Below are 24,798 nucleotides of genomic sequence, written 5' to 3' on the forward strand. Positions count from 1 at the left end.
GAAATGAATTTCGATAAATAAGTCGCTCATCTGAGCGGCTTATTTTTTATTCAATAAAGTATTTAAGTGGATGTTTTTGTAATAAATAGAATTAAATGAATGAGGTAGTTGTAAGAAAAGTTTGAATTCTGTACAATGAGGTATATCAAATTGGATGCACACCAATGTGTGGAATAACAAGAGCATTCATTTTAAATCGGAAAAGGAGGGTACTATGGAACCTCAAAGCCTCATATCCGATAAGGCACTGACTGCTTGGAAATTCAGTGGGCTTATTGGCTGTTCAATCATTTGGGTTTTGAGCTTGGTCATTTTAGTGCTGACGATCATTCAAGGGTGGACTTATTGGATCTTTGGAGCGTTGCTTATCTTCTCTTTCGTTCAATGTTACCTGACCGTATTTTTGATTCCTTCTTTACGCTGGAAAAGATGGCGTTATGACGTGCGAAATACGGAGATTGATATCCAAAGTGGGATTTTTGTGATTAAAAGGACCCTCATCCCGATGATTCGGGTACAGCATGTTGAAACAAAGCAAGGCCCCTTATTAAGGAAGTATGATTTGGCATCCGTGGAAATATCCACAGCTGCAACGGTGCATATTATACCTGCTCTGGATTTAACGGAAGCGGATGAATTACGGCACTATATTTCCAGGATGGCCAGTGTGGAGGAAGAAGATGTTTGAACCGAAACGGCTTCACCCCATTGCTGTCCTTCTCAATATCATTAAATCGATAAAAGAGTTGGTTTTGCCATTCTTGATAGTGATCGTGTTACCAGGGCAAAATAATGATGTCCCGGGATGGGTCCAGCCATTAGTTATCGGCGTCGTCGTGCTCTTGCTCGTTATTCGTGCTTTCATACAATGGTTGCGCTTTACATATCGGTTAGAGTCCGGGGAGCTCAGGATAGAATCCGGCGTATTCATCAGGAAGAAGCGTTATATTAAGTTTGACCGGATACATAGTATCGATATTTCAGAGGGGATTATCCAACGCATATTCAGTCTTGTGAAAGTGAATATCGAAACGGCTGGTGGCACTCAGGCTGATGCCGTTTTGTCCGCCATTAGAAAAAGCGAAGCGAATCAGCTGAATACAATAATTATTGAGGAGAAAAAGAAAAAAACTTCTTCTGACATCCTTGAAGGGGAACGTACAGAAGAAGATTTACACGTCGTGGAAAAAGATAGGGCTTCCTCTACTTTTAAGCAAGCGTTGCCTCAACTTTTTGTTATGGCGGCAACGTCGGGGGCAATCGGTGTATTCTTATCCGGTGGAATCGCTTTTATATCACAGTTCGATGAAATCATTCCTTTTGAAAAAATCTTCAAGAATTATGAAGAGTATATCGGGCTCGGGTCAGTCATACTAACTGGTTTTGCCATTTTGGGCTTATTGGTCGTTTACGTGTTGGCCACTGTGAGTATGGTCATTAGATATGCCAACTTCACCGCTTTGAGGACAGGTGAGGAGCTTGTTATTACAAGGGGATTGTTGGAGAAAAAACAATTAACGATTCCCATCCGCAAGGTCCAGGGGATTCGGATCATGGAAAATCTCGTACGTAAGCCATTGGGATTGGCCACTGTGTATTTGGAGTATGCTGGGGGAAGTGTGGAAGATCGTGAAAGTCTTTCCATCATGCTCTTTCCGTTAATTAAAAAGAAACACTTGCCTGATAAAATCCAAGAATTTTTACCAGGCTATGAAACGGTAGTGGATATAACGCCTTTGCCTAGACGTGCTTATTATCGTTATGTCATCCGCAAAGCAATCGTATTCATCCCGATTATCGCGGTCCTCATATGGTTCTTCAGAACATGGGGATTTTTCTCCTTATTACTGATTCCACTTGCCTTCCTTTGGTCCTATTTGCAGTTCATAGAGGCCGGGTGGAAGACCCAGGGGGACTTATTGATACTGAGCAGCCGTTTAATCTCCAAGCAGACTTTAATCATGCCAAGAAACAGGATTCAATCGCTTACATATAAAAAGGGATATTTCCAGAAGCGAAGCCATTTAGCGACGATATCAGCTTCCATAAAGTCAGGAATCAGCTCCCAAGTGGGTACAGTGGTTGATATAGAAGATAAGGATTGCCATCTAATTGAAAAGTGGTACCTGCACAATAAGTAGCCGACTCCGTATTTAGAGTCGGCTGTTCGGTTTACCATTTTTTTCTCCAGAAAAGGGGCGCTGTCAAAAAACCGGCAGCCAGTCCCGCTAAATGACCGACAATGTTTATTTGTGGCTGAATAAATGTCATAATTACTGCAATGCCTGTTAACGTATAAACCGTATTTCTTTCATTGGTGGAAAAGTTGCTTTTATGAAAGAGGACAAGATAGAGGTAGAAGCCTAGTATGCCAAAAATTGCGCCGCTTGCACCTACGTGTGTATATGTGAGTGGCAGTAACAAGTAAGTGGCGATATTGGCTAGGATACCGGTCATTAAAAAAAAGATGGCGAATTTAACAAAGCCAAGGTATTTTTCGAGGGCTGGACCGAAGATGGCAAGAGAAAACCCATTAAAAAGTAAATGTGTAAACGTCCCATGCAGAAAAATAGGTGTAATCAAACGCCACCATTGGCCCTCGGCAATGTACAGGTTCACGCCTGTACCATAATAAAAAAGAACATTACCAGGAAACAAAGGGAATAGGTTGAAAACAAACACGATCATCATCATGAACATGAGGCCGGTTACGGCGCGATAAGAAGACACGTATTCGCGAAAACTTTCTGTTCTTGTAAACATGGAATTCTCCTTATTATTGGATTTCTATACATATAATATCATTTTTTAGGAGGTATCGTCCTCTGATAATATGCAAGATAGTAACTTAGTAGAAGAGGTGTTGAAGTGATTAAAGGAATTGGTGTGGATATAACGGAGTTGGATAGGATTGAATTGCTGCTTAGTCGGCAGCCTCGCTTCAAAAATCGCATATTAACCGATTCAGAAATTTTACTGTTTGATAAGTTGCAAGGCAGAAGGAAGATTGAGTATTTTGCTGGCCGTTTTGCTGCCAAGGAAGCCTTTTCAAAAGCAGTGGGGACTGGAATTGGGAGGCATCTATCTTTCTTGGATATAGAAATTGTTTCAGATGGAAATGGAAAGCCCATGATTATCAAGCCATTTTCTGAAGGTGTCCATCTTTCAATCAGTCATAGCCGTGACTATGCGATTGCCCAAGTCGTAGTTGAAGGGGACTGATTGAGTTTGTCTTATCGGGTCATAAACCTCAAGGTTGTCTCATATACATTTAGTGCTATAGGGAGACAAGGCCCGGTAAAAGGTACATGGCAGAGTAGGTGCTCTCAAAAAGGTTTTGGCAGGACGGGAAAAGTCGTGTCTAAAATCTTGGGATGCAAGTCATCAGTCGAGCCAATGTCCGGATCCTGCCTTTTCCTCTCCCTTTTACGTTCAAATGACAAAAAGGGGTTGAAAAGATGAAGAAGATGGTAATGCTTTTTGCAGGGATCATGCTCTTGCTTGCTCTTTCTGCTTGCGGCCAAAAATCACAGGGTGATGTAGTGAGCGATTTAAATGAAAAGATTGGGGAAATGAAGGGGTATAAGGCAAACGCGAAAATGACGCTGAAGATGGGGACGGAGCCTCAAGTGTACACTGTGGAAATTTGGCATAAAAATCCTGCGTTTTACCGAGTGAATCTAAAAAATGAAGAGAAGGACCAGAGTCAAATGATTTTGAAAAACGATGATGGTGTGTATGTACTGACGCCCGCTTTGAACAAAAGCTTCAAGTTTCAAAGTGAATGGCCGGAAAACAGTAGCCAGGCCTATTTGTATGAATCATTGGTGAAAGATATCACGGAAGATAAAAGCGCAACATATAAAGAAACGGATAAGCATTATGTTTTCGAGACCAAAACACGCTACCAAAACAATAAGATGCTTCCTTTTCAAGAAATCACACTCAATAAAAAGGACCTATCCCCGGTAAGTGTTAAGGTCATGGATCCGGATAAAACAGCATTAGTCCTGGTGGAATTCTCTAAAGTGAAATTTGATACGACATTCGACAAGGATGCATTCGATATGAAAAAGAACATGACAAGTGCCCAACTTGAAGCTCCTGTCATGGCAGAAGTGAAGGATGAAGGATTTTCCGTTAAATATCCATCCAATCTTGATGATATGAATCTAACAGAAGAAAAGAAAATCGCAGCTGATGGGGGAGATCGTGTCATCCTGACCTATGAAGGGTCAACTAGTTTTACATTAGTGCAAGAAAAAGCAAAAGTAGTCCAAACCTCTGTTTCTACCAATGTCAATGGAGAGCCTGTCGACTTAGGTTTTACAGTGGGGGCGATGACGGGAAATACAGTAGCCTGGACCTTTGAAGGTGTGGATTACATGTTAGCTTCGAAGGACTTAACACAGGAAAAGATGATAGAAATAGCCCGTTCTGTTGGTGGAGATTCTGTTAAGTAAGGCGAAGAATTCAATCAAGCTAGGCTTTCCCACAATTACATTGGGCTGGGAGGGCCTTGGCTTGCCATTGAATAGAAGAATATATTTTTACTGAAGTAATCGGTCGTTTAGTCGGTATATAAAATTTTGGTAAAAAAAGCACTTTATCTTTCTATCCGTTAGTAATAGAATGGGCTATAATAAAAAACAAACTTCTATAATGAGAAGAAATCGTTATTGGTGATGTCAGAAAGAAGGAACGGGTTTTGGAAACACAAGGGTTTCATCGTGATACTTGGGCAGAAGTGAACTTAGATAGTGTGTATGAAAATATTTCAACCATGAAGAACAGACTACCGTCCAGTGTTAGTCTGTTTGCTGTGGTCAAAGCGAATGCATATGGTCATGGAGATTACGAAGTGGCTCAAACTGCATTGCAAGCAGGTGCCGACTTTTTATGTGTCGCATTTCTTGATGAGGCACTAGCATTAAGAGAAAAGGGAATAACCGCTCCCATTTTAGTTCTAGGTGCTTCGAGACCCGAAAGTGCTGGGATAGCTGCCGGACATGGCATATCGTTGACTGTGTTTGATCGTGATTGGTTAATAAAGGCAAGTCATATACTCAAGGCAGGGCAGGTTCTGGACGTTCATGTGAAAGTGGATAGTGGGATGGGCAGAATTGGTGTTCGTACGACAGAACAGCTCAAGGAATTGGAAAGTTCAATTCAACAGGAAGCATGCTTCAACTTTCAAGGGGTATTCACTCATTTTGCAACGGCAGATGAACTGGATACGGATTATTATGAAAAGCAACTTGAATTATTCAAAAAAATGCTATCGGTATTGACTAGGAAACCTCCTTACATTCATGCTGCTAATAGTGCAGCGTCCTTAAGGTTCCCTGAAGCCGATTTCAATGCAATCAGAATGGGAATCTCCATGTATGGGTTAAGCCCCTCCCAAGAAATGCTTGGTCTTTTACCATTTCCGTTGAAACAGGCGATCTCTTTAAAAACCAAGATCGTCGCCGTTAAGCAACTCGCTAAGGGCGATAGTGTCAGCTACGGAGCTACGTATACGGCTAGTGAGGATGAATGGATTGCTACTTTGCCGATCGGGTATGCCGATGGTTGGATCCGTAAGCTTCAAGGGCAGGAAGTTATTGTAGAAGGACAAAGGGTCCCCATCGTAGGCAGGATTTGCATGGATCAGTGTATGATCAAATTACCTCGTCCTTTCCCGGTGGGAACGGAAGTGACCCTAATTGGCGAGAATGGAAATGAGTCAATATCGGTGGATGAAATAGCGACCAAGCTTGAAACGATCAATTATGAGGTAACATGCATGTTAGGAGCGAGAGTTCCACGGTTATATCTGAAAAACGGCATGTTTAGCCATGTACGCAATATACTATTAGGATAGACGGGATTGTAAGAAAATCCAAAGTTTGTGAATAAGAAATCCATTATTATGCTGATAATAGAATGGAGAAATGGAATATACTCTTTGCAGATAGGAATTTTAATGGTAATATTGAAAAGGATATATAATAAAGGTGTGTAGTGATGGTGGAGGTGTATGTTTGTGTCTGAATCCAGCGCAACAAGAGAGATATTAATTCGATTACCTCAAAATTTTTTAACTGAACTAGATGGGTATGCGAGTGAAGAAAATGTTAATCGCAGTGAATTTATTTATCGTGCCACAAAAATGTATCTTCGCGAACGTAAAAAGAAAGAATTTCGCGAATCAATGAAACGCGGTTATATCGAAATGGCGGCCATTAATTTGACGATTGCTTCTGAAGCTTTTCAAGCTGAGTTCGAGGCTGGGCATTGCGTTGAACGTTTAGTTAGCGGAGGCTGAGCCATTGATTGTTGTAAAGCGTGGTGACGTGTACTTCGCAGACCTTTCTCCGGTAGTAGGGTCAGAGCAAGGTGGAACCCGTCCGGTACTCATTCTACAAAATGATATTGGTAATCGCTTTAGTCCGACTGTGATAGTGGCAGCCATTACAGCTCAAATTCAAAAAGCGAAATTGCCTACACATGTTGAGATTAATGCGAAAAAGTACGGATTCGAACGTGATTCTGTCATTTTACTGGAACAGATCCGTACAATTGATAAGCAGCGTTTAACTGATAAAATAACACATCTTGACGATCCTATGATGCAAAAAGTCAATGAAGCTCTGCAAATTAGCTTAGGTCTGATTGAGTTTTAAAGAAAAAGTTTCCCGTCATTACGGGCGTTATTATAATTCGAATTCTATAAGGTAAAACTGGCGATTCCTTTTCTAAAGGAATCGTTTTTTTGCATACAAACTTTTGAGTGTATCGGTCAGTTTATCAAAAAATGATGGTGAAGCTATCGATTAAAGTTACTAAATAACCATTAAGCAGGAAATGGGAGGATTTTGACGAATAACAATTAGATAAGGGGTATAAAGTGCTTGCAACGGCATTCCATTCCATTCATGTTTCTTGATGTGAATCTTGGGTAAAATGATGTGTTAGGACTATAAGGATCGATATATAGGATAGAAATAAAACTAAAATTGGAAAAGATTACAGTTCAGTAACATTGATGTGACGCAGAGGGTAAAACATAGTAATTGTGGTAAAATGGAGGGGTATTATGAATCAATTGGTTTACAATTTTATTAAACAAAACCAAGACTACATCCTAACTGAATGGATGAACATCATGAAGGAAAATACAGATGTGAGATTGATAAAAGTTGTCTCCGATAAGATGTTCACACAAACGAGTAGTGAATTTATAGATATGATAATCGCCCATGTCGATAGTAAGGACAGGGAGTTCACGTTGAAACTTTCAGATTTTGCCGAGAAAGTGGTCCAACTAGGGTGGCCCCTTACTTTCGTCAATGAAGGATTTCAAAAATTCTTGATTATCGTCATGCAAGGTATGGTTGATAAAGGTATTGTATCTCCAGATAATCAAATGGAGCTGGTTAATTATTTAAATAAATGGTCGACTCCGATAAGTAATGAAATCGTCAATATATATTCGCAAACCTGGGAAAGGACCGTCTCGTTGCAGAGAATGGCCTTACAGGAACTTTCGGCACCTTTAATTCCCGTATTGGAGGGCATCACGGTTATGCCTTTGGTCGGTACAATTGATACGGAACGTGCAAAGCAGATCATGGAAAATCTTTTGACGGGAGTGGTCAAGCACAGATCCGAAGTCGTTCTTATCGATATTACGGGTGTGCCGGTAGTCGATACCATGGTAGCTCATCATATTATTCAAGCAGGAGAAGCGGTTCGATTGGTAGGGGCAAGATGCATATTATGCGGGATCCGGCCGGAAATTGCCCAAACAATCGTAAATCTAGGAATTAACTTGAATGAGGTAATTACAAAAAACACCTTGAAGAAGGGAATAGAGGTTGCGTTGGAATTAACGAGCCGAAAAATTGTAGAGGTGGAGAGAGACATATGAGGATTCCAATTTTAAAGCTTTATGACTGTTTGCTAGTCTCTATCCAATGGGAATTGGATGATATGACTGCCCTTCAATTTCAAGAAGATTTATTGGATAAGATCCATGAAACCAGTGCCAATGGTGTGGTGATTGATATTACTTCCATTGATTTTATAGATTCCTTTATCGCAAAGGTATTGGGAGATGTTTTCAGTATGTCAAAGCTTATGGGGGCCAAGGTTGTCATTACAGGAATCCAGCCGGCAGTTGCTATCACCTTAATAGAATTGGGAATTAGTCTCGAAGATGTCCTAACAGCTTTAGATCTAGAGAAGGGCCTGGAAAAATTACAACAGGAATTGGGGGATTAGTGTATGGGGGTCCAATCCTGCGTAAAAATTATTAATGAGTGGGACATAGTAGCTGCAAGGCAGCTTGGAAGGAACTTCGCTAAAGAACTGGGCTTTGGCACGGTAGACCAGGCTAGAATCACAACCGCCATAAGCGAATTGGCACGGAATATATACTTATATGCAGGACAAGGAAATGTGAGTCTGGAAAAATTGCTTGTAAACGGCAAGTCGGGCTTGAAAATCATTGCAGAAGATAACGGACCAGGTATACAGGATATCCGTAGAGTAATGGAGGACGGTTTTACGACCTCAGGGGGGTTGGGGGCAGGCCTGCCTGGAGCGAAACGCTTAATGGATGATTTCGATATTGAGTCGATACCGGGTGAGGGGACTAAGATTTCCGCCATCAAGTGGCTCCGTTAGGAGGGAATATGGATATAAGAGAAAAAATGGATAAAAAGTACCAGGAGGCGCTTTCTACCTATTTAAAAGATCAAAATGAACAAGCTCTCTATCAGGGTCAAAAAATCAGCAGATTAAATATTAAATATAATATATCCCCTGAAGAGATCATCAGTATGCATAAAAATAATCTAATGGCATTGTATCCGGATCTGCCAACCAAAGTGGTGGATTCATTCGATTTTCTATTAGAAGTCATGATGGGGTATGGCATTGCTTACCGTGAACATCAGAGTCTAAGGCACCAACAGCAGGAGCTGAAATCTGAAATAGAGATTGCGGCAAAGGTGCAACACACCCTTTTGGAAACGAAGATACCCGAAATCAAGAACTTGGATGTTGGCGTAATAAGTGTACCAGCCCGACAGATGAATGGGGATTACTATCACTTTGTTGAAGATGAACTTGGGTGTATTGGAATAGGCATTGCGGATGTAATCGGGAAAGGCATTCCTGCGGCCCTATGCATGTCGATGATCAAATACGCGATGGATAGCTTGCCGGAACACCGCCATGAACCGAAGAGTGTACTGGAAAGTTTAAATCGCGTCGTTGAACATAATGTGGATCCGAGCATGTTCATTACGATGTTTTATGGCTTATATAACCCTCATGATAAGCGGTTCACTTTTGCATCGGCCGGGCATGAGCCAGGGTTTTATTATGATGCGTCTGCCGGAACCTTCAGTGACTTGGATGCAAAAGGTTTACTGCTGGGCGTGGATAAAAAAACGAAATATAAACAATATGAAAAATTCGTAAAACCGGGTGACATGATTATCCTTTTATCCGATGGGGTAACGGAATGCCGTACGAGTGATGGTTTCATAGAGCGTGAAACCCTTATAGAATTCATTACTAAGAACATGCACTTACAGCCGCAGGAAATAGTGAATAATCTTTATAAACAGTTGGAGAAAATGCAGAATTTTCAACTGCGGGACGATTTTACATTAATAATTTTCAAAGCGAATGTTTAGCTTTGAAAATCAAGGGTATATATAAATAAGAATTGATGAGGATGTAAAGAGGTGGGTCAAGGATGAATATAGCAGTAGATGTTAATGAGTTAAACACGGAATATACAGTTAAGCTTCAAGGCGAAATTGATGCCTATACAGCACCAAAGCTTAGAGAATCATTATTTCCACTATCAGAGCAAGAGAATGTTTCAATTATTATTGATTTAAAGGAAGTATCCTATATGGATAGCACGGGATTGGGCGTATTCGTTGGTGCTTTTAAAAACGTAAGAGCACATAATGGCGAATTCACTTTAATAGGACTATCGGAAAGGTTACGACGTTTATTTGATATTACAGGTCTTGCAGATATTATTGATATTAAAAGTGGTACAGAGGGTGGGTTAGAATGAGTCAAGTATATGATTACATCGAAATGAAAATACCTGCAAAACCGGAATTCATCGGTGTCATTCGTTTAACACTTTCTGGGATAGGTAGCCGAATGGGATTTGCGTACGACGAAATTGAAGATTTGAAAATTGCTACAAGTGAAGCCTGTACGAATGCGGTTCAGCATGCGTATAAAGATAAAGAAAATGGCGAAGTGAAAGTAAGTTTTGGGCTCTATCCTGATCGTTTGGAAGTAATGGTTTCTGATAGTGGTGAAAGCTGTAATTTCGAAGAGGTACGTCAAGGGCTTGGACCATATGAACATGGAGAAAAAGTCGAATTCTTAAGAGAAGGAGGCTTGGGCCTTTACCTCATTGAAACCTTGATGGATGATGTGAAAATTCACCAGCATGAAGGGGTTACGGTTTTTATGACTAAGTTTTTAGAAGGAGAGCAGGTGGAGATGGATGCAAAAACAGTCTCAACCTAATCAAGCGCAAAGAGAAAAGGTAAATGAATGGATCAGAGCCTATCAGTTGAATCAGGATGATGAAGCACAAAGTAACTTAGTCATTCATTACAAGGGTTTAGTGGAGACGATTTCCAGGAAATACGCGAAGGGGAAATCGTTTCAAGAAGATATCTCTCAGGTCGGAATGATTGGTTTATTAGGTGCCATTCGCCGATATGACGAATCTTTCGGTAAAAGTTTCGAAGCTTTTGCGGTTCCTACGATAATCGGTGAAATTAAAAGATTCTTGCGGGATAAAACATGGAGTGTCCATGTTCCGAGAAGAATTAAAGAACTTGGACCGAAAATTAGAGTGACCGTTGAGGAATTAACGACCACGCTGCATCGTTCGCCAAGAATTGATGAGATAGCGGACCATATTGGGGTAGCCGAAGAAGAAGTCTTGGAAGCAATGGAGATGGGAAAAAGTTATCAAGCTTTATCCGTTGACCATTCTATCGAGGCAGATTCTGATGGCGGTACGGTTACGTTACTCGATATATTTGGAAACGTTGACGAAGGTTTCGAGCGTGTCAACCAACGATTAGTACTTGAAAAGGTTCTCCATGTATTGAGTGACCGCGAAAAGTTGATCATTCAATACACATATTTAGAGAACTTAAGCCAAAAAGAAGCGGGCGACAAGCTTGGGATATCGCAAATGCATGTTTCAAGACTTCAACGTCGTGCAATTAAAAAGCTTCAGGAGGCAATTAATGCTGAAAATTCGGAGTTAATTCCGTGATTAAAGAGATTTTGCGAGAAGAAAATATAGAAGTCCTTGTCTCTCAAACCTCTAAAAACAATATGGTTTTTTGTGGTGATGATTACTTCTTTCTTCATGAGGAAGATTACTTTATTTGTGTTTTGGCTGATGGTCTCGGTAGTGGGGAACATGCATATGAATCTTCCCACGCGGTTATAGAGCAAGTCAAAATGCATCATCATTTAGATGTAGAGTCACTTATGGATGTATGTAATCAGGTATTGATTGCTAAACGGGGGGCGGCCGTCGCCATCATGAAGATTTATTATGAAGAGAAGGAGTTTGTCTACAGTTCAGTAGGGAACATCCGCTTTTTTCTATATAATCCGATGGATGACAAGTTGGTATATCCTCTCCCTGTTACCGGGTATTTGTCAGGTAGAAAGCAAAAGTACAGGACACAGAGATTTAAATATGAACAGAACGCAAAATTTATTTTTCATTCAGATGGACTGGAACTCAAAGGAGCTAAATCGTTTCTAAAGAGGAAGGTTCCTATCGAAAAAAACGCTCGTTGTATTTTAGAAAGCTGTCCACAAACAGCGGATGATACAACTCTTATTTTAGGAAGCTTACTTTCGCCATAAACGGAAGTGGGCTTTTTTGTATGCGAATTCGCACAATGATCGTTCATTTGCTAGACTATACATAGAAGAACAAAAAGGGTGGAGGTTTTATGAATTGGTAATGGTAGAAGATTCTTTGAACGTATTGATTAAGCAAATATCCAATGAGCTAACCTTAAAGACCAATCAAGTACAGAATGTCATACAGATGCTACAGGATGGTAATACCGTGCCTTTTATAGCTCGTTATCGTAAAGAAATGACGGGTTCACTAGACGAGGTACAGATCCGTTCTATTATGGAGAGATGGAATTACCTAGAAAACCTTGGTCAGAGAAAAGTGGAAGTCATCCGATCCATCAGTGAACAGGGTAAGATGACAGACGAATTGGCTTTACAGATCGATAAGGCAGGAAAGCTACAGGAAGTCGAAGATCTTTATAGACCTTATAAACAAAAAAGAAGGACTAAAGCTACGGTTGCTAAGGAAAAAGGTCTGGAACCTCTGGCATTATGGTTACTTGAATGTAAGGTTTATGCTTCGGTCCGTGATAAAGCAGAGGGATTTTTATCAGAAGAAAAAGAAGTCTCTTCTATAGAAGAAGCAATAGCAGGTGCTCAGGATATTATTGCAGAATTACTTTCTGATGATGCTGAATTAAGAAAATGGATCAGGGATGAGATTTTTAAGGCAGGCAAGTTGACCTCGACCGTGAAAAATGCTGAAAAGGATGAGAAAGCGATTTTCGAGATGTACTATGAATATGAGGAGCCCATTCATAAAATCGTTCCGCATCGGGTTTTAGCCCTTAATAGAGGTGAAAAGGAAGACATTTTACGAATATCAATACAACCGCGAACGGATATCATCATCAGTTACTTAGAACGGAAAGTGATTAAAAATAATCAGTCCGAAGTTGCTGAATTGCTTAAAGCCGCCATAGAAGACGGCTTCAAACGATTGATTTTACCTTCTATAGAGAGGGAAATCCGAAAAGAACTAACCGAAAAAGCGGAAGACCAAGCCATTCATATCTTTTCGGAAAACCTCCGGAATTTGCTTTTACAACCTCCGCTTAAAGGGAAAGTGGTGCTAGCTCTCGATCCTGCGTATCGAACGGGCTGTAAATTGGCTGTTATTGATGAGACAGGAAAGGTGATGGACATTAGTGTAATCTATCCACATCCTCCTGTAGGTAAGAAAGAAGCAGCCCGCACGAAAACGATAGAAATCCTTCAGCGCTTCAATGTAGAGATTGTTGCCATTGGAAACGGGACCGCTTCTAGGGAGTCTGAGCAGTTCATTGCTGATATTCTAAAGGAAATGAAAGGGAACATATCCTACATCATTGTCAATGAAGCGGGAGCGAGCGTGTATTCAGCTTCAGATATTGCCCGTGAGGAGTTTCCGGACCTTCAAGTCGAGCAGAGAAGTGCTGTATCGATTGGTAGGAGGTTACAAGATCCACTTGCTGAACTTGTTAAAATAGATCCTAAATCTGTAGGGGTAGGGCAGTACCAACATGATGTTTCCCAAAAAAAACTATCTGAATCTCTTACCTTCGTGGTTGAAACTGCCGTTAACCAAGTAGGGGTGAACGTCAATACCGCTTCTCCATCCCTATTACAATATGTAGCGGGGTTATCAAAATCTGTTGCACAAAATATCGTCAAAAAGAGAGAAGAAGAAGGAAAGTTCTCAAGTAGGAAGGAATTAAAAAAGATTCCTCGACTAGGCGCAAAAACATATGAGCAATGCATAGGCTTCTTACGCATTTTAAATGGCAAGGAACCGCTCGATCAAACAGCCATCCATCCGGAGAACTATGGAGCTGTGAATAAAATGCTAAAGAAAATCGGTTTCACTTCTGATGACCTTGGTAGTGATGAGTTGAATAAACAATTAGTCAGCTTAAATCCGAAAGAATTGGCTGATGAGTTGGATATCGGGGAAATAACGATTAAAGACATCATCGATGATTTGGTCAAACCAGGAAGAGATCCGAGAGACGAGCTTTCAAAACCCTTGCTTAAAAAGGACGTTTTGAAAATGGAAGATTTAAAGACCGGCATGGAACTACAAGGTACGGTGAGAAATGTTGTAGACTTCGGTGCATTTGTGGACATTGGCGTCAAACAAGATGGCCTCGTGCATATATCCAAACTTAGTAACCGTTTTATAAAGAATCCGATGGACGTTGTGGCTGTCGGAGACGTAGTAACCGTTTGGGTGGAACAAGTTGATGCTCAAAAACAGAGAGTGTCGCTGACCATGTTACAACCTAAGGACCAAAATTAATGAATGAAAAGACTCCTTCTTTTTTAGAAGGGGTTTTTTTATAGGAGAGCGAACACTACGTAAGTAGAATCATGATCATAAATGTAGCGTTTCTTTTTTTTGATAAAAAAACCAGCATTGATTCAACATTTTCACTTGATAATAATCCTTATCATAGAAAGCTCTTCTAATTTGGTTTTGAAACCATTTCGGCATAACACTAACCTCCCCAAAGATTCCTGTTGTTTTATTAGTCTATGTTATAATAGGTTGTCTTGTTACCATGGAAGGAGTGTGGGAGATGGATAATCAACAATTGCAAAAATTGGTTGAGGAAATTTCGATGAATCACTTTCAAAGGAAGTTTAAGCATCAAGCTAGCTTTAACCCACGACTTCGCACAACAGGTGGAAGGTACTTGCTTGGTACTCATAATATAGAAATAAACAAGAAATATTTCGAGGAACGTGGTTTGGAAGAATTGATTGGGATCATCAAACATGAATTATGTCACTATCATCTCCATCTTGAGAAGAAAGGGTACCAGCACCGGGATGCAGACTTTAAGCATTTACTGAAAAAAACGGGAGCCCCAAGATTCTGTTCGCCTTTGCCTTCGAATCAAGTTAAGAGGAAAAGGAATACAATTCAATATATATGTGCACAATGTCAGCAGGTATATTTAAGAAAAAAAAGAATTGATACTTCGAGATTTGTCTGTGGAAAGTGCCGAGGAACGTTGATTTACCAAGGGATTAAAGAAAAAGAAATAAAAAAATAAAAAAAAGAAAAAGATGTCTTGACTTTAACTCTGAACCTCTTTATAATCATAAGAGTCGACAAGATAACAACTTGTTCTTCACGACAACCACTAAGGTCCTTGAGCATAAAAAGGGAACCAACTTTCACTATTCCGCAGTAGCTCAGTGGTAGAGCATTCGGCTGTTAACCGAACGGTCGTAGGTTCGAGTCCTACCTGCGGAGCCATTTTTTTGGGGAAGTACTCAAGAGGCTGAAGAGGCGCCCCTGCTAAGGGTGTAGGTCGCGCGAGCGGCGCGAGGGTTCAAATCCCTCCTTCTCCGCCAGAAACATTTTAATTAAGGCCCATTGGTCAAGCGGTTAAGACACCGCCCTTTCACGGCGGTAACACGGGTTCGAATCCCGTATGGGTCACTTTTTTTCGTAACATTATTTGCTGGTCCCGTGGTGTAGCGGTTAACATGCCTGCCTGTCACGCAGGAGATCGCGGGTTCGATTCCCGTCGGGACCGCCATTATTTTTTTAAAAATAAACTCTTGCTAAAGTGATGTTATAGTGATATAATATTAACCTAGCTGTTAATGAGTTTGATTGATGGGCTATAGCCAAGCGGTAAGGCAACGGATTTTGATTCCGTCATGCGAAGGTTCGATCCCTTCTAGCCCAGCCATTTTCATTTAGAGCCATTAGCTCAGTTGGTAGAGCATCTGACTTTTAATCAGAGGGTCGAAGGTTCGAATCCTTCATGGCTCACCATTTTCATTTTATTACGCGGGTGTGGCGGAATTGGCAGACGCACCAGACTTAGGATCTGGCGCCGCAAGGCGTGGGGGTTCAAGTCCCTTCACCCGCATAACTTTCTACTTGACAACAAGTTGAAAAGGTGTTAAACTTACGAAGTCGCTTTCGCGGTCGTGGCGGAATGGCAGACGCGCTAGGTTGAGGGCCTAGTGGGGGAAACCCCGTGGAGGTTCGACTCCTCTCGGCCGCACCAATAACATCATAGAAATTAGCGCCCGTAGCTCAATTGGATAGAGCATCTGACTACGAATCAGAAGGTTGTAGGTTCGACTCCCGCCGGGCGCACCATATTTTACGGGAAGTAGCTCAGCTTGGTAGAGCACTTGGTTTGGGACCAAGGGGTCGCAGGTTCGAATCCTGTCTTCCCGACCATTATTTCTCGGAATCATTCATAATTATATAATGCGGGTGTAGTTTAGTGGTAAAACCTCAGCCTTCCAAGCTGATGATGAGAGTTCGATTCTCTTCACCCGCTCCATTATTACCATTATTGCTCTTTGAAAACTGAACAAAACAAAGCGCCAACGTAAATTTTGAGTGAGCACACACTATAAAAAAGCAAAATGAGCAAGTCAAACATTTCTTCGGAGAGTTTGATCCTGGCTCAGGACGAACGCTGGCGGCGTGCCTAATACATGCAAGTCGAGCGAATCGATGGGAGCTTGCTCCCTGAGATTAGCGGCGGACGGGTGAGTAACACGTGGGCAACCTGCCTATAAGACTGGGATAACTTCGGGAAACCGGAGCTAATACCGGATATGTTCTTTTCTCGCATGAGAGAAGATGGAAAGACGGTTTCGGCTGTCACTTATAGATGGGCCCGCGGCGCATTAGCTAGTTGGTGAGGTAATGGCTCACCAAGGCGACGATGCGTAGCCGACCTGAGAGGGTGATCGGCCACACTGGGACTGAGACACGGCCCAGACTCCTACGGGAGGCAGCAGTAGGGAATCTTCCGCAATGGACGAAAGTCTGACGGAGCAACGCCGCGTGAACGAAGAAGGCCTTCGGGTCGTAAAGTTCTGTTGTTAGGGAAGAACAAGTACCAGAGTAACTGCTGGTACCTTGACGGTACCTAACCAGAAAGCCACGGCTAACTACGTGCCAGCAGCCGCGGTAATACGTAGGTGGCAAGCGTTGTCCGGAATTATTGGGCGTAAAGCGCGCGCAGGTGGTTCTTTAAGTCTGATGTGAAAGCCCACGGCTCAACCGTGGAGGGTCATTGGAAACTGGGGAACTTGAGTGCAGAAGAGGAAAGTGGAATTCCAAGTGTAGCGGTGAAATGCGTAGAGATTTGGAGGAACACCAGTGGCGAAGGCGACTTTCTGGTCTGTAACTGACACTGAGGCGCGAAAGCGTGGGGAGCAAACAGGATTAGATACCCTGGTAGTCCACGCCGTAAACGATGAGTGCTAAGTGTTAGAGGGTTTCCGCCCTTTAGTGCTGCAGCTAACGCATTAAGCACTCCGCCTGGGGAGTACGACCGCAAGGTTGAAACTCAAAGGAATTGACGGGGGCCCGCACAAGCGGTGGAGCATGTGGTTTAATTCGAAGCAACGCGAAGAACCTTACCAGGTCTTGACATCCTCTGACACTCCTAGAGATAGGACGTTCCCCTTCGGGGGACAGAGTGACAGGTGGTGCATGGTTGTCGTCAGCTCGTGTCGTGAGATGTTGGGTTAAGTCCCGCAACGAGCGCAACCCTTGATCTTAGTTGCCAGCATTCAGTTGGGCACTCTAAGGTGACTGCCGGTGACAAACCGGAGGAAGGTGGGGATGACGTCAAATCATCATGCCCCTTATGACCTGGGCTACACACGTGCTACAATGGATGGTACAAAGGGCTGCAAACCTGCGAAGGTAAGCGAATCCCATAAAGCCATTCTCAGTTCGGATTGTAGGCTGCAACTCGCCTGCATGAAGCCGGAATCGCTAGTAATCGCGGATCAGCATGCCGCGGTGAATACGTTCCCGGGCCTTGTACACACCGCCCGTCACACCACGAGAGTTTGTAACACCCGAAGTCGGTGAGGTAACCTTTATGGAGCCAGCCGCCTAAGGTGGGACAGATGATTGGGGTGAAGTCGTAACAAGGTAGCCGTATCGGAAGGTGCGGCTGGATCACCTCCTTTCTAAGGATAATACGAGAGCGCTTTTGTTTTGTTCAGTTTTGAATGAGTAATTCATTCAACTACGAAGGACTCATCACATCGTGATGACGATCTTTCTACATTGTTCCTTGAAAACTAGATAATAGATAGAAGGCAATTAATTTTTTTCAAAGCATCAGTAAGATCTTTTTAACGGTTAAGTTAGAAAGGGCGCACGGTGGATGCCTTGGCACTAGGAGCCGATGAAGGACGGGACTAACACCGATATGCTTCGGGGAGCTGTAAGTAAGCTTTGATCCGGAGATTTCCGAATGGGGAAACCCACTGTTCGTAATGGAACAGTATCTCTACCTGAATACATAGGGTATTGAAGGCAGACCCGGGGAACTGAAACATCTAAGTACCCGGAGGAAGAGAAAGCAATAGCGATTTCCTGAGTAGCGGCGAGCGAAACGGAATGTAGCCCAAACCAAGAGGCTTGCCTCTTGGGGTTGTAGGACACTCAATATGGAGTTACAAAGGAACGGGGTAAATGAAGTGACCTGGAAAGGTCCGTCAAAGAAGGTAAAAACCCTGTAGTTGAAACTTCGTTCCCTCCTGAGTGGATCCTGAGTACGGCGGGACACGAGAAATCCCGTCGGAAGCAGGGAGGACCATCTCCCAAGGCTAAATACTACCTAGTGACCGATAGTGAACCAGTACCGTGAGGGAAAGGTGAAAAGCACCCCGGAAGGGGAGTGAAATAGATCCTGAAACCGTGTGCCTACAAGTAGTCAAAGCCCGTTAATGGGTAATGGCGTGCCTTTTGTAGAATGAACCGGCGAGTTACGATTTCATGCGAGGTTAAGTTGATAAGACGGAGCCGCAGCGAAAGCGAGTCTGAATAGGGCGAATGAGTATGAGGTCGTAGACCCGAAACCAGGTGATCTACCCATGTCCAGGGTGAAGTTCAGGTAACACTGAATGGAGGCCCGAACCCACGCACGTTGAAAAGTGCGGGGATGAGGTGTGGGTAGCGGAGAAATTCCAATCGAACCTGGAGATAGCTGGTTCTCTCCGAAATAGCTTTAGGGCTAGCCTCAAGATGAGAGTATTGGAGGTAGAGCACTGATTGGACTAGGGGCCCCCAACGGGTTACCGAATTCAGTCAAACTCCGAATGCCAAATACTTATTCTTGGGAGTCAGACTGCGAGTGATAAGATCCGTAGTCGAAAGGGAAACAGCCCAGACCACCAGCTAAGGTCCCAAAGTATACGTTAAGTGGAAAAGGATGTGGAGTTGCTTAGACAACCAGGATGTTGGCTCAGAAGCAGCCACCATTTAAAGAGTGCGTAATAGCTCACTGGTCGAGTGACTCCGCGCCGAAAATGTACCGGGGCTAAACGTATCACCGAAGCTGTGGATTGACACCGTATGGTGTCGATGGTAGGAGAGCGTTCTAAGGGCGTTGAAGTCAGACCGTAAGGACTGGTGGAGCGCTTAGAAGTGAGAATGCCGGTATGAGTAGCGAAAGAAGGGTGAGAATCCCTTCCACCGAATGCCTAAGGTTTCCTGAGGAAGGCTCGTCCGCTCAGGGTTAGTCGGGACCTAAGCCGAGGCCGAAAGGCGTAGGCGATGGACAACAGGTTGATATTCCTGTACCACCTATACATCGTTTGAACGATGGGGGGACGCAGAAGGATAGGGTAAGCGCGCTGTTGGATATGCGCGTCCAAGCAGTTAGGCCGGAAACGAGGCAAATCCCGTTTCCATTAAGGCGGAGCTGTGATGGCGAGGGAAATATAGTACCGAAGTTCCTGATTCCACACTGCCAAGAAAAGCCTCTAGTGAGATGTAAGGTGCCCGTACCGCAAACCGACACAGGTAGGCGAGGAGAGAATCCTAAGGTGTGCGAGAGAACTCTCGTTAAGGAACTCGGCAAAATGACCCCGTAACTTCGGGAGAAGGGGTGCTTTTTAGGGTGAATAGCCCAGAAAAGCCGCAGTGAATAGGCCCAGGCGACTGTTTAGCAAAAACACAGGTCTCTGCGAAGCCGCAAGGCGAAGTATAGGGGCTGACACCTGCCCGGTGCTGGAAGGTTAAGGGGAGAGGTTAGCGCAAGCGAAGCTTTGAACCGAAGCCCCAGTAAACGGCGGCCGTAACTATAACGGTCCTAAGGTAGCGAAATTCCTTGTCGGGTAAGTTCCGACCCGCACGAAAGGTGTAACGATCTGGGCACTGTCTCAACGAGAGACTCGGTGAAATTATAGTACCTGTGAAGATGCAGGTTACCCGCGACAGGACGGAAAGACCCCGTGGAGCTTTACTGCAGCCTGATATTGAATTTTGTTACAGCTTGTACAGGATAGGTAGGAGCCTGAGAAGCCGGAGCGCTAGCTTCGGTGGAGGCGTTGGTGGGATACTACCCTGGCTGTATTGAAATTCTAACCCGCGCCCCTTATCGGGGTGGGAGACAGTGTCAGGTGGGCAGTTTGACTGGGGCGGTCGCCTCCTAAAGAGTAACGGAGGCGCCCAAAGGTTCCCTCAGAATGGTTGGAAATCATTCGCAGAGTGTAAAGGCACAAGGGAGCTTGACTGCGAGACCTACAAGTCGAGCAGGGACGAAAGTCGGGCTTAGTGATCCGGTGGTTCCGCATGGAAGGGCCATCGCTCAACGGATAAAAGCTACCCCGGGGATAACAGGCTTATCTCCCCCAAGAGTCCACATCGACGGGGAGGTTTGGCACCTCGATGTCGGCTCATCGCATCCTGGGGCTGTAGTCGGTCCCAAGGGTTGGGCTGTTCGCCCATTAAAGCGGTACGCGAGCTGGGTTCAGAACGTCGTGAGACAGTTCGGTCCCTATCCGTCGCGGGCGCAGGAAATTTGAGAGGAGCTGTCCTTAGTACGAGAGGACCGGGATGGACGCACCGCTGGTGTACCAGTTGTCTTGCCAAAGGCATAGCTGGGTAGCTACGTGCGGAAGGGATAAGTGCTGAAAGCATCTAAGCATGAAGCCCCCCTCAAGATGAGATTTCCCATGGCGCAAGCTAGTAAGATCCCTGAAAGATGATCAGGTTGATAGGTCAGAGGTGGAAGCGTGGCGACATGTGGAGCTGACTGATACTAATAGATCGAGGACTTAACCAACGCTTTAAAAAGATGAACACCTTCTGATATTATCTAGTTTTGAAGGAACAACGTTCCTGATATGTTTGGTGGCGATAGCGAAGAGGTCACACCCGTTCCCATTCCGAACACGGCAGTTAAGCTCTTCAGCGCCGATGGTAGTTGGGGGTTTCCCCCTGTGAGAGTAGGACGCCGCCAAGCTATACTTTATAATAAATGTACCATTCATACCGTCGCGGGGTAGAGCAGTCCGGTAGCTCGTCGGGCTCATAACCCGGAGGTCGCAGGTTCAAATCCTGTCCCCGCAATCATGAAAAAAACGAAACGATGTTTCGTTTTTTTATTTTTACGAATCAATTGAATATTTTTTTGTGAAATAAGCCATACTATAATTAATGTTATGTTTTATTAATCCATCTCTTTAAAAAAGGAAAAGAAATTCCTTGCTTATCAGAACGATTTGTATTATAATAATATAAGTCTTAAAGAAAAAGTATAATGTTTGGTGGCGATAGCGAAGAGGTCACACCCGTTCCCATTCCGAACACGGCAGTTAAGCTCTTCAGCGCCAATGGTAGTTGGGGGTTTCCCCCTGTGAGAGTAGGACGTCGCCAAGCTGTACTTTTTATATAAATGTATCATTCATACCGTCGCGGGGTAGAGCAGTCCGGTAGCTCGTCGGGCTCATAACCCGGAGGTCGCAGGTTCAAATCCTGTCCCCGCAATCATGAAAAAAACGAAACCTTTGTTTCGTTTTTTTTGTTTTACCGGATTTTCATCTTATAATATCCATAACTTATTTGTTTCTTCTTTTGAAACAAGGTACACTACATATAGAATCTTTTTTTGAATCAATGGTGAATGAATGCGTTTTTTATAGGTAGAATTTAGCCCTTTTTTAACTGGGGATCAATTACTTAATTGAATGATAAAGGTGACGGATATATGCAACATTTCGAATGGATTTCTGAAAATGAGGAAGAGACGGCACAGTTTGCGCAGGAATTGGCTAAGAGGCTTCGCAGTGGCGATGTACTGGCTTTAGAGGGAGATTTAGGGGCAGGGAAAACTGCATTTACTAAAGGTCTTGCTAAGGGATTAGGGGTCTCACGTACGGTGAATAGCCCTACCTTTACGATTATAAAGGAATACAACGGTCGCTTACCCTTATATCATATGGATGTATATCGGGTAGGAGAGTCAGAAGAGGATTTAGGTTTTGATGAATATTTTGATGGCGATGGTGTGACAGTCGTGGAATGGGCCCATTTAATAAAAGACCAACTCCCCGAGGACATTCTGACCATTAATATTTATCGTCTTGGTGATACGAGTCGCCGATTTGTTTTGGAAGCTCATGGCGAACGGTATGTTATGTTATGTAAGGAGATAATTTCATGAAGGTTTTAGCGATAGATACATCGAACTTTACTTTAGGGGTTGCTTTAATAAATGGTACCCAAGTGATCGGAGAGTACACGACGAATTTAAAGAAGAACCATTCCGTTCGGGTGATGCCTGCAATCGAGTCTTTATTGAAGGACTGTGATACGTCTCCTAAAGAGCTGACGAAAATCGTTGTCGCTCAGGGTCCTGGATCTTATACAGGAGTTAGAATTGGCGTAACGATAGCAAAAACATTGGCCTGGACACTGAATGTTCCATTATCCGCTGTTTCTAGTTTAGAAGTGCTAGCAGCGAATGGCCGTTATTTTGATGGTTTGGTTTCCCCATTGTTCGATGCTAGACGTGGCCAGGTATATACAGGTTTATATGAATTTGATCATGGCACGTTAAAAACGGTCACGGAAGATTGTAATATTCTAAGCTCTGAATGGGCGATGAAGGTAAAGGAATACAATCGACCAGTATTGTTTGTTGGCCAGGACGTGGAGATTCATCGTGAGGCCATTACAGAAGTACTGGGGGATTTAGCTGTCTTTGCTCCTGTACAGTTGTATAATGCGAGACCAAGCGAACTTGCTTTTATTGGTTTGAATAAGGATGAAGTCGATATACACCACTTCGTTCCCAACTATATTCGTATGGCTGAAGCCGAAGCAAAGTGGCTTGAACAGCAGGGTAAATAAAATAAAAGGAAAGCGACCGATTATGATGAGCAAAACAATGACGTTTCGTAAGATGAAAACGGAAGATATCGAGCAAGTTTTGAACGTGGAAAAACAGTCCTTCACTTTGCCTTGGAGCCGGGAAGCTTTCTTTAATGAACTGAATCATAATGAATATGCTGTTTATATGGTTATTGAAGATGAGGGGAAAATTGCCGGTTATTGCGGGGCCTGGATTGTCATTGATGAATCGCATATTACCAATATCGCCATTTTACCCGAGTATCGAGGGCAAAAGCTTGGTGAAGCCCTGCTAAGAAAAATGATAGAAATCTCGATCAGCATGGGGGTGGTCCGGATGACGCTAGAGGTTCGGGTCAGCAATGCTGTAGCCATTTCCCTCTATGAAAAACTGGGCTTTCAAAAGGGCGGAATAAGGAAAAGATATTATACAGATAATCAAGAAGATGCTTATGTTATGTGGGTGAATTTTAGATGAAAAAAGATCAATTGATATTGGGTATTGAAACGAGCTGCGATGAGACAGCTGCAGCCGTCATTAAGAATGGAACAGAGATAGTCAGCAATGTTGTGGCTTCACAAATAGAAAGCCATAAACGGTTTGGTGGTGTCGTTCCGGAAATAGCGTCTCGTCATCATGTTGAGCAGATCACCATCGTATTGGAGGAGGCCCTGCTTCAAGCTGGTGTGACATATGAGGATTTGGATGCCATAGCTGTCACTGAAGGCCCAGGGTTAGTAGGAGCCTTGTTAATAGGCGTTAATGCAGCCAAAGCCATTGCTTTCGCGCATGGAATCCCTCTTGTGGGAACGCACCATATTGCAGGACATATATATGCGAATAGACTGGTACAAGAAATACAGTATCCTGCCCTTTCTTTAGTCGTATCAGGTGGACATACCGAATTGGTGTTATTGACTGAGCCTGGTTCCTTTAAAGTAATTGGGGAAACAAGAGATGACGCGGCAGGCGAGGCTTACGATAAAGTCGCAAGAACACTGGGGCTTCCGTATCCTGGGGGTCCACATATCGATAGACTTGCTCATGAGGGGACACCATCTTTGAAACTGCCAAGGGCTTGGTTAGAAGAAGGAAGCTATGACTTTTCTTTCAGCGGCTTGAAATCAGCTGTCATTAATACCTTGCATAATGCAGAACAACGTGGCGAAAATATTGAGCCGCAGGACTTAGCGGCAAGCTTCCAGGCGAGTGTTATTGAGGTTCTTGTGAAGAAGGCCGTCAAGGCTGCCAAGGAATATGAAGTGAAACAGGTATTGCTTGCTGGAGGAGTTGCTGCCAATAAAGGGCTCAGAAATGCTCTTACGGATGCTTTTTCAGGTTTGTCAATGGACCTGGTCATTCCTCCCTTACATCTTTGTACGGATAACGCGGCGATGATCGGTGCTGCAGGCAGCATCATGTTTGAAAAGGGAAAACGCTCAGGACTAGATTTGAACGGAAATCCTGGGTTGGATATAGAAGTTTTCTAATGAAGGCAGGATACCGAACTTTGGTATCTTGTTTTTCTGTTTTTACAAATCATGCTTATTTTGTGGATAAAATTTTTTCACTATTCAAAACACCTGTGTATAAATAGTAATTTTGTGGATAAGTGGATAAATTTTTGTGGATAGTGTGGGTAAACTAAAATAATGTTGATTCAGTCGTGCTTGTTATGTGCATAAGACTGTGGATAACTTATTGCTTCATAAGAAAAAGACTGAGTCACATGACCCAGCCT

The 24,798-nt window shown here is 43.3% G+C and carries 23 protein-coding genes, 13 tRNA genes and 4 rRNA genes; 38 read left to right on the plus strand and 2 right to left on the minus strand.

All coding sequences use genetic code 11. The annotated features are described in order from the left end of the window. The first annotated feature begins 214 nt into the window (after positions 1-214). Positions 215-688, plus strand: coding sequence for a PH domain-containing protein (locus AC503W_RS01455; RefSeq protein WP_402959807.1), 474 nt, complete (start codon positions 215-217; stop codon positions 686-688). Beyond that, complete coding sequence (locus AC503W_RS01460; protein ID WP_494915758.1) at positions 681-2,141, plus strand: PH domain-containing protein; 1,461 nt, start codon at positions 681-683, stop codon at positions 2,139-2,141. The genes AC503W_RS01455 and AC503W_RS01460 overlap by 8 nt, the downstream gene beginning before the upstream one ends. Before the next feature lie 31 nt (positions 2,142-2,172). Here AC503W_RS01460 and AC503W_RS01465 read toward each other — a convergent pair whose 3' ends face one another. Further along, a complete protein-coding gene (locus tag AC503W_RS01465) occupies positions 2,173-2,763 on the minus strand; it encodes a rhomboid family intramembrane serine protease (protein WP_402875990.1) in 591 nt (196 codons plus the stop codon). Between the two features lie 105 nt (positions 2,764-2,868). Between AC503W_RS01465 and acpS the strand changes: the two genes are divergently transcribed. The 14 genes from acpS (at position 2,869) to AC503W_RS01535 (ending at position 14,209) form a co-directional block, all read left to right on the plus strand. After that, positions 2,869-3,222 (plus strand): holo-ACP synthase, encoded by a 354-nt coding sequence (gene acpS / locus AC503W_RS01470; protein WP_494915766.1) that lies wholly within the window; start codon positions 2,869-2,871, stop codon positions 3,220-3,222. Between the two features lie 236 nt (positions 3,223-3,458). After that, entirely contained in the window at positions 3,459-4,463 is a 1,005-nt protein-coding gene (locus AC503W_RS01475; RefSeq protein WP_402875986.1) for a LolA family protein, read from the plus strand. A 245-nt stretch (positions 4,464-4,708) separates the two neighbouring features. Further along, positions 4,709-5,866 carry an alanine racemase gene (gene alr, locus AC503W_RS01480; protein WP_427689134.1) on the plus strand — a complete coding sequence of 386 codons (1,158 nt, stop codon included), beginning with the start codon at positions 4,709-4,711 and terminating at the stop codon, positions 5,864-5,866. Between the two features lie 162 nt (positions 5,867-6,028). Further along, the gene (locus AC503W_RS01485) at positions 6,029-6,310 is read left to right on the plus strand and encodes a CopG family ribbon-helix-helix protein (RefSeq protein WP_034306380.1); all 282 of its coding nucleotides are present in this window, start codon (positions 6,029-6,031) and stop codon (positions 6,308-6,310) included. A 7-nt stretch (positions 6,311-6,317) separates the two neighbouring features. Next, positions 6,318-6,668 (plus strand): type II toxin-antitoxin system PemK/MazF family toxin, encoded by a 351-nt coding sequence (locus tag AC503W_RS01490; protein WP_402876030.1) that lies wholly within the window; start codon positions 6,318-6,320, stop codon positions 6,666-6,668. 413 nt (positions 6,669-7,081) lie between these two features. Continuing rightward, positions 7,082-7,915 (plus strand): STAS domain-containing protein, encoded by an 834-nt coding sequence (locus tag AC503W_RS01495; RefSeq protein ID WP_494915770.1) that lies wholly within the window; start codon positions 7,082-7,084, stop codon positions 7,913-7,915. Next, positions 7,912-8,268: an STAS domain-containing protein gene (locus AC503W_RS01500; protein WP_402875980.1), complete on the plus strand. Its 357-nt coding sequence runs from the start codon at positions 7,912-7,914 to the stop codon at positions 8,266-8,268. Before AC503W_RS01495 ends, AC503W_RS01500 begins: the two co-directional genes overlap by 4 nt. Before the next feature lie 3 nt (positions 8,269-8,271). Further along, on the plus strand, positions 8,272-8,673 hold the full coding sequence (locus AC503W_RS01505) for an anti-sigma regulatory factor (RefSeq protein ID WP_402875978.1): 402 nt from the start codon (positions 8,272-8,274) through the stop codon (positions 8,671-8,673). A gap of 8 nt (positions 8,674-8,681) precedes the next feature. After that, positions 8,682-9,692, plus strand: a complete 1,011-nt coding sequence (locus tag AC503W_RS01510; protein WP_494915771.1) for a PP2C family protein-serine/threonine phosphatase — start codon at positions 8,682-8,684, stop codon at positions 9,690-9,692. Between the two features lie 62 nt (positions 9,693-9,754). Further along, complete coding sequence (locus AC503W_RS01515) at positions 9,755-10,087, plus strand: anti-sigma factor antagonist (RefSeq protein ID WP_402875975.1); 333 nt, start codon at positions 9,755-9,757, stop codon at positions 10,085-10,087. Further along, the gene (gene rsbW / locus AC503W_RS01520) at positions 10,084-10,557 is read left to right on the plus strand and encodes an anti-sigma B factor RsbW (RefSeq protein WP_402875973.1); all 474 of its coding nucleotides are present in this window, start codon (positions 10,084-10,086) and stop codon (positions 10,555-10,557) included. Before AC503W_RS01515 ends, rsbW begins: the two co-directional genes overlap by 4 nt. Then, entirely contained in the window at positions 10,535-11,323 is a 789-nt protein-coding gene (gene sigB / locus AC503W_RS01525) for an RNA polymerase sigma factor SigB (protein WP_402875971.1), read from the plus strand. Before rsbW ends, sigB begins: the two co-directional genes overlap by 23 nt. 62 nt (positions 11,324-11,385) lie before the next feature. Next, positions 11,386-11,931, plus strand: coding sequence for a PP2C family serine/threonine-protein phosphatase (locus AC503W_RS01530; protein WP_402959825.1), 546 nt, complete (start codon positions 11,386-11,388; stop codon positions 11,929-11,931). Positions 11,932-12,031: 100 nt separating this feature from the next. After that, positions 12,032-14,209, plus strand: a complete 2,178-nt coding sequence (locus AC503W_RS01535) for a Tex family protein (protein ID WP_494917243.1) — start codon at positions 12,032-12,034, stop codon at positions 14,207-14,209. Positions 14,210-14,284: 75 nt separating this feature from the next. On the opposite strand, the gene cmpA is transcribed toward AC503W_RS01535, so the two are convergent. Next, complete coding sequence (cmpA, locus tag AC503W_RS01540; RefSeq protein ID WP_402875969.1) at positions 14,285-14,404, minus strand: cortex morphogenetic protein CmpA; 120 nt, start codon at positions 14,402-14,404, stop codon at positions 14,285-14,287. Positions 14,405-14,489: 85 nt separating this feature from the next. Here cmpA and AC503W_RS01545 point away from each other — a divergent pair, with 85 nt between their 5' ends. The 22 genes from AC503W_RS01545 to tsaD all read left to right on the plus strand — a co-directional run bounded on the left by AC503W_RS01545 (position 14,490) and on the right by tsaD (position 24,547). Further along, the gene (locus tag AC503W_RS01545; RefSeq protein WP_402875966.1) at positions 14,490-14,969 is read left to right on the plus strand and encodes a SprT family protein; all 480 of its coding nucleotides are present in this window, start codon (positions 14,490-14,492) and stop codon (positions 14,967-14,969) included. 131 nt (positions 14,970-15,100) lie between these two features. Then, a tRNA-Asn gene (locus AC503W_RS01550) sits at positions 15,101-15,175 on the plus strand. A 7-nt stretch (positions 15,176-15,182) separates the two neighbouring features. Next, positions 15,183-15,273: transfer RNA gene (locus tag AC503W_RS01555), tRNA-Ser, on the plus strand. A 16-nt stretch (positions 15,274-15,289) separates the two neighbouring features. Then, positions 15,290-15,361 (plus strand) — tRNA-Glu (locus AC503W_RS01560). A 24-nt stretch (positions 15,362-15,385) separates the two neighbouring features. Then, positions 15,386-15,461, plus strand: a tRNA-Asp gene (locus tag AC503W_RS01565). Between the two features lie 81 nt (positions 15,462-15,542). Beyond that, positions 15,543-15,617, plus strand: a tRNA-Gln gene (locus AC503W_RS01570). A 10-nt stretch (positions 15,618-15,627) separates the two neighbouring features. Then, positions 15,628-15,703, plus strand: a tRNA-Lys gene (locus AC503W_RS01575). Positions 15,704-15,718: 15 nt separating this feature from the next. Beyond that, positions 15,719-15,800 (plus strand) — tRNA-Leu (locus AC503W_RS01580). Positions 15,801-15,855: 55 nt separating this feature from the next. Continuing rightward, positions 15,856-15,941: transfer RNA gene (locus AC503W_RS01585), tRNA-Leu, on the plus strand. Between the two features lie 18 nt (positions 15,942-15,959). Beyond that, positions 15,960-16,036, plus strand: a tRNA-Arg gene (locus AC503W_RS01590). A 7-nt stretch (positions 16,037-16,043) separates the two neighbouring features. Beyond that, positions 16,044-16,120, plus strand: a tRNA-Pro gene (locus tag AC503W_RS01595). Positions 16,121-16,152: 32 nt separating this feature from the next. Then, positions 16,153-16,226: transfer RNA gene (locus AC503W_RS01600), tRNA-Gly, on the plus strand. A 103-nt stretch (positions 16,227-16,329) separates the two neighbouring features. Next, positions 16,330-17,880 (plus strand): 16S ribosomal RNA (locus tag AC503W_RS01605). Between the two features lie 173 nt (positions 17,881-18,053). Further along, a 23S ribosomal RNA gene (locus AC503W_RS01610) occupies positions 18,054-20,987 on the plus strand. 64 nt (positions 20,988-21,051) lie between these two features. Beyond that, a 5S ribosomal RNA gene (rrf, locus tag AC503W_RS01615) occupies positions 21,052-21,167 on the plus strand. 33 nt (positions 21,168-21,200) lie between these two features. Beyond that, positions 21,201-21,274, plus strand: a tRNA-Met gene (locus AC503W_RS01620). 193 nt (positions 21,275-21,467) lie between these two features. After that, a 5S ribosomal RNA gene (rrf, locus tag AC503W_RS01625) occupies positions 21,468-21,583 on the plus strand. Together the 16S, 23S and 5S rRNA genes with 13 tRNA genes alongside form the textbook arrangement of a ribosomal RNA operon. Positions 21,584-21,617: 34 nt before the next feature. Beyond that, positions 21,618-21,691 (plus strand) — tRNA-Met (locus AC503W_RS01630). A 220-nt stretch (positions 21,692-21,911) separates the two neighbouring features. Then, positions 21,912-22,367 (plus strand): tRNA (adenosine(37)-N6)-threonylcarbamoyltransferase complex ATPase subunit type 1 TsaE, encoded by a 456-nt coding sequence (tsaE, locus tag AC503W_RS01635; RefSeq protein ID WP_402875439.1) that lies wholly within the window; start codon positions 21,912-21,914, stop codon positions 22,365-22,367. Further along, positions 22,364-23,056: a tRNA (adenosine(37)-N6)-threonylcarbamoyltransferase complex dimerization subunit type 1 TsaB gene (gene tsaB / locus AC503W_RS01640; RefSeq protein ID WP_402959443.1), complete on the plus strand. Its 693-nt coding sequence runs from the start codon at positions 22,364-22,366 to the stop codon at positions 23,054-23,056. The genes tsaE and tsaB overlap by 4 nt, the downstream gene beginning before the upstream one ends. Before the next feature lie 25 nt (positions 23,057-23,081). Beyond that, complete coding sequence (gene rimI / locus AC503W_RS01645; RefSeq protein ID WP_402959490.1) at positions 23,082-23,534, plus strand: ribosomal protein S18-alanine N-acetyltransferase; 453 nt, start codon at positions 23,082-23,084, stop codon at positions 23,532-23,534. After that, a complete protein-coding gene (gene tsaD / locus AC503W_RS01650; protein ID WP_402875442.1) occupies positions 23,531-24,547 on the plus strand; it encodes a tRNA (adenosine(37)-N6)-threonylcarbamoyltransferase complex transferase subunit TsaD in 1,017 nt (338 codons plus the stop codon). The genes rimI and tsaD overlap by 4 nt, the downstream gene beginning before the upstream one ends. Positions 24,548-24,798 lie beyond the last annotated feature (251 nt).

It is taken from the genome of Peribacillus suis, from assembly GCF_059384845.1.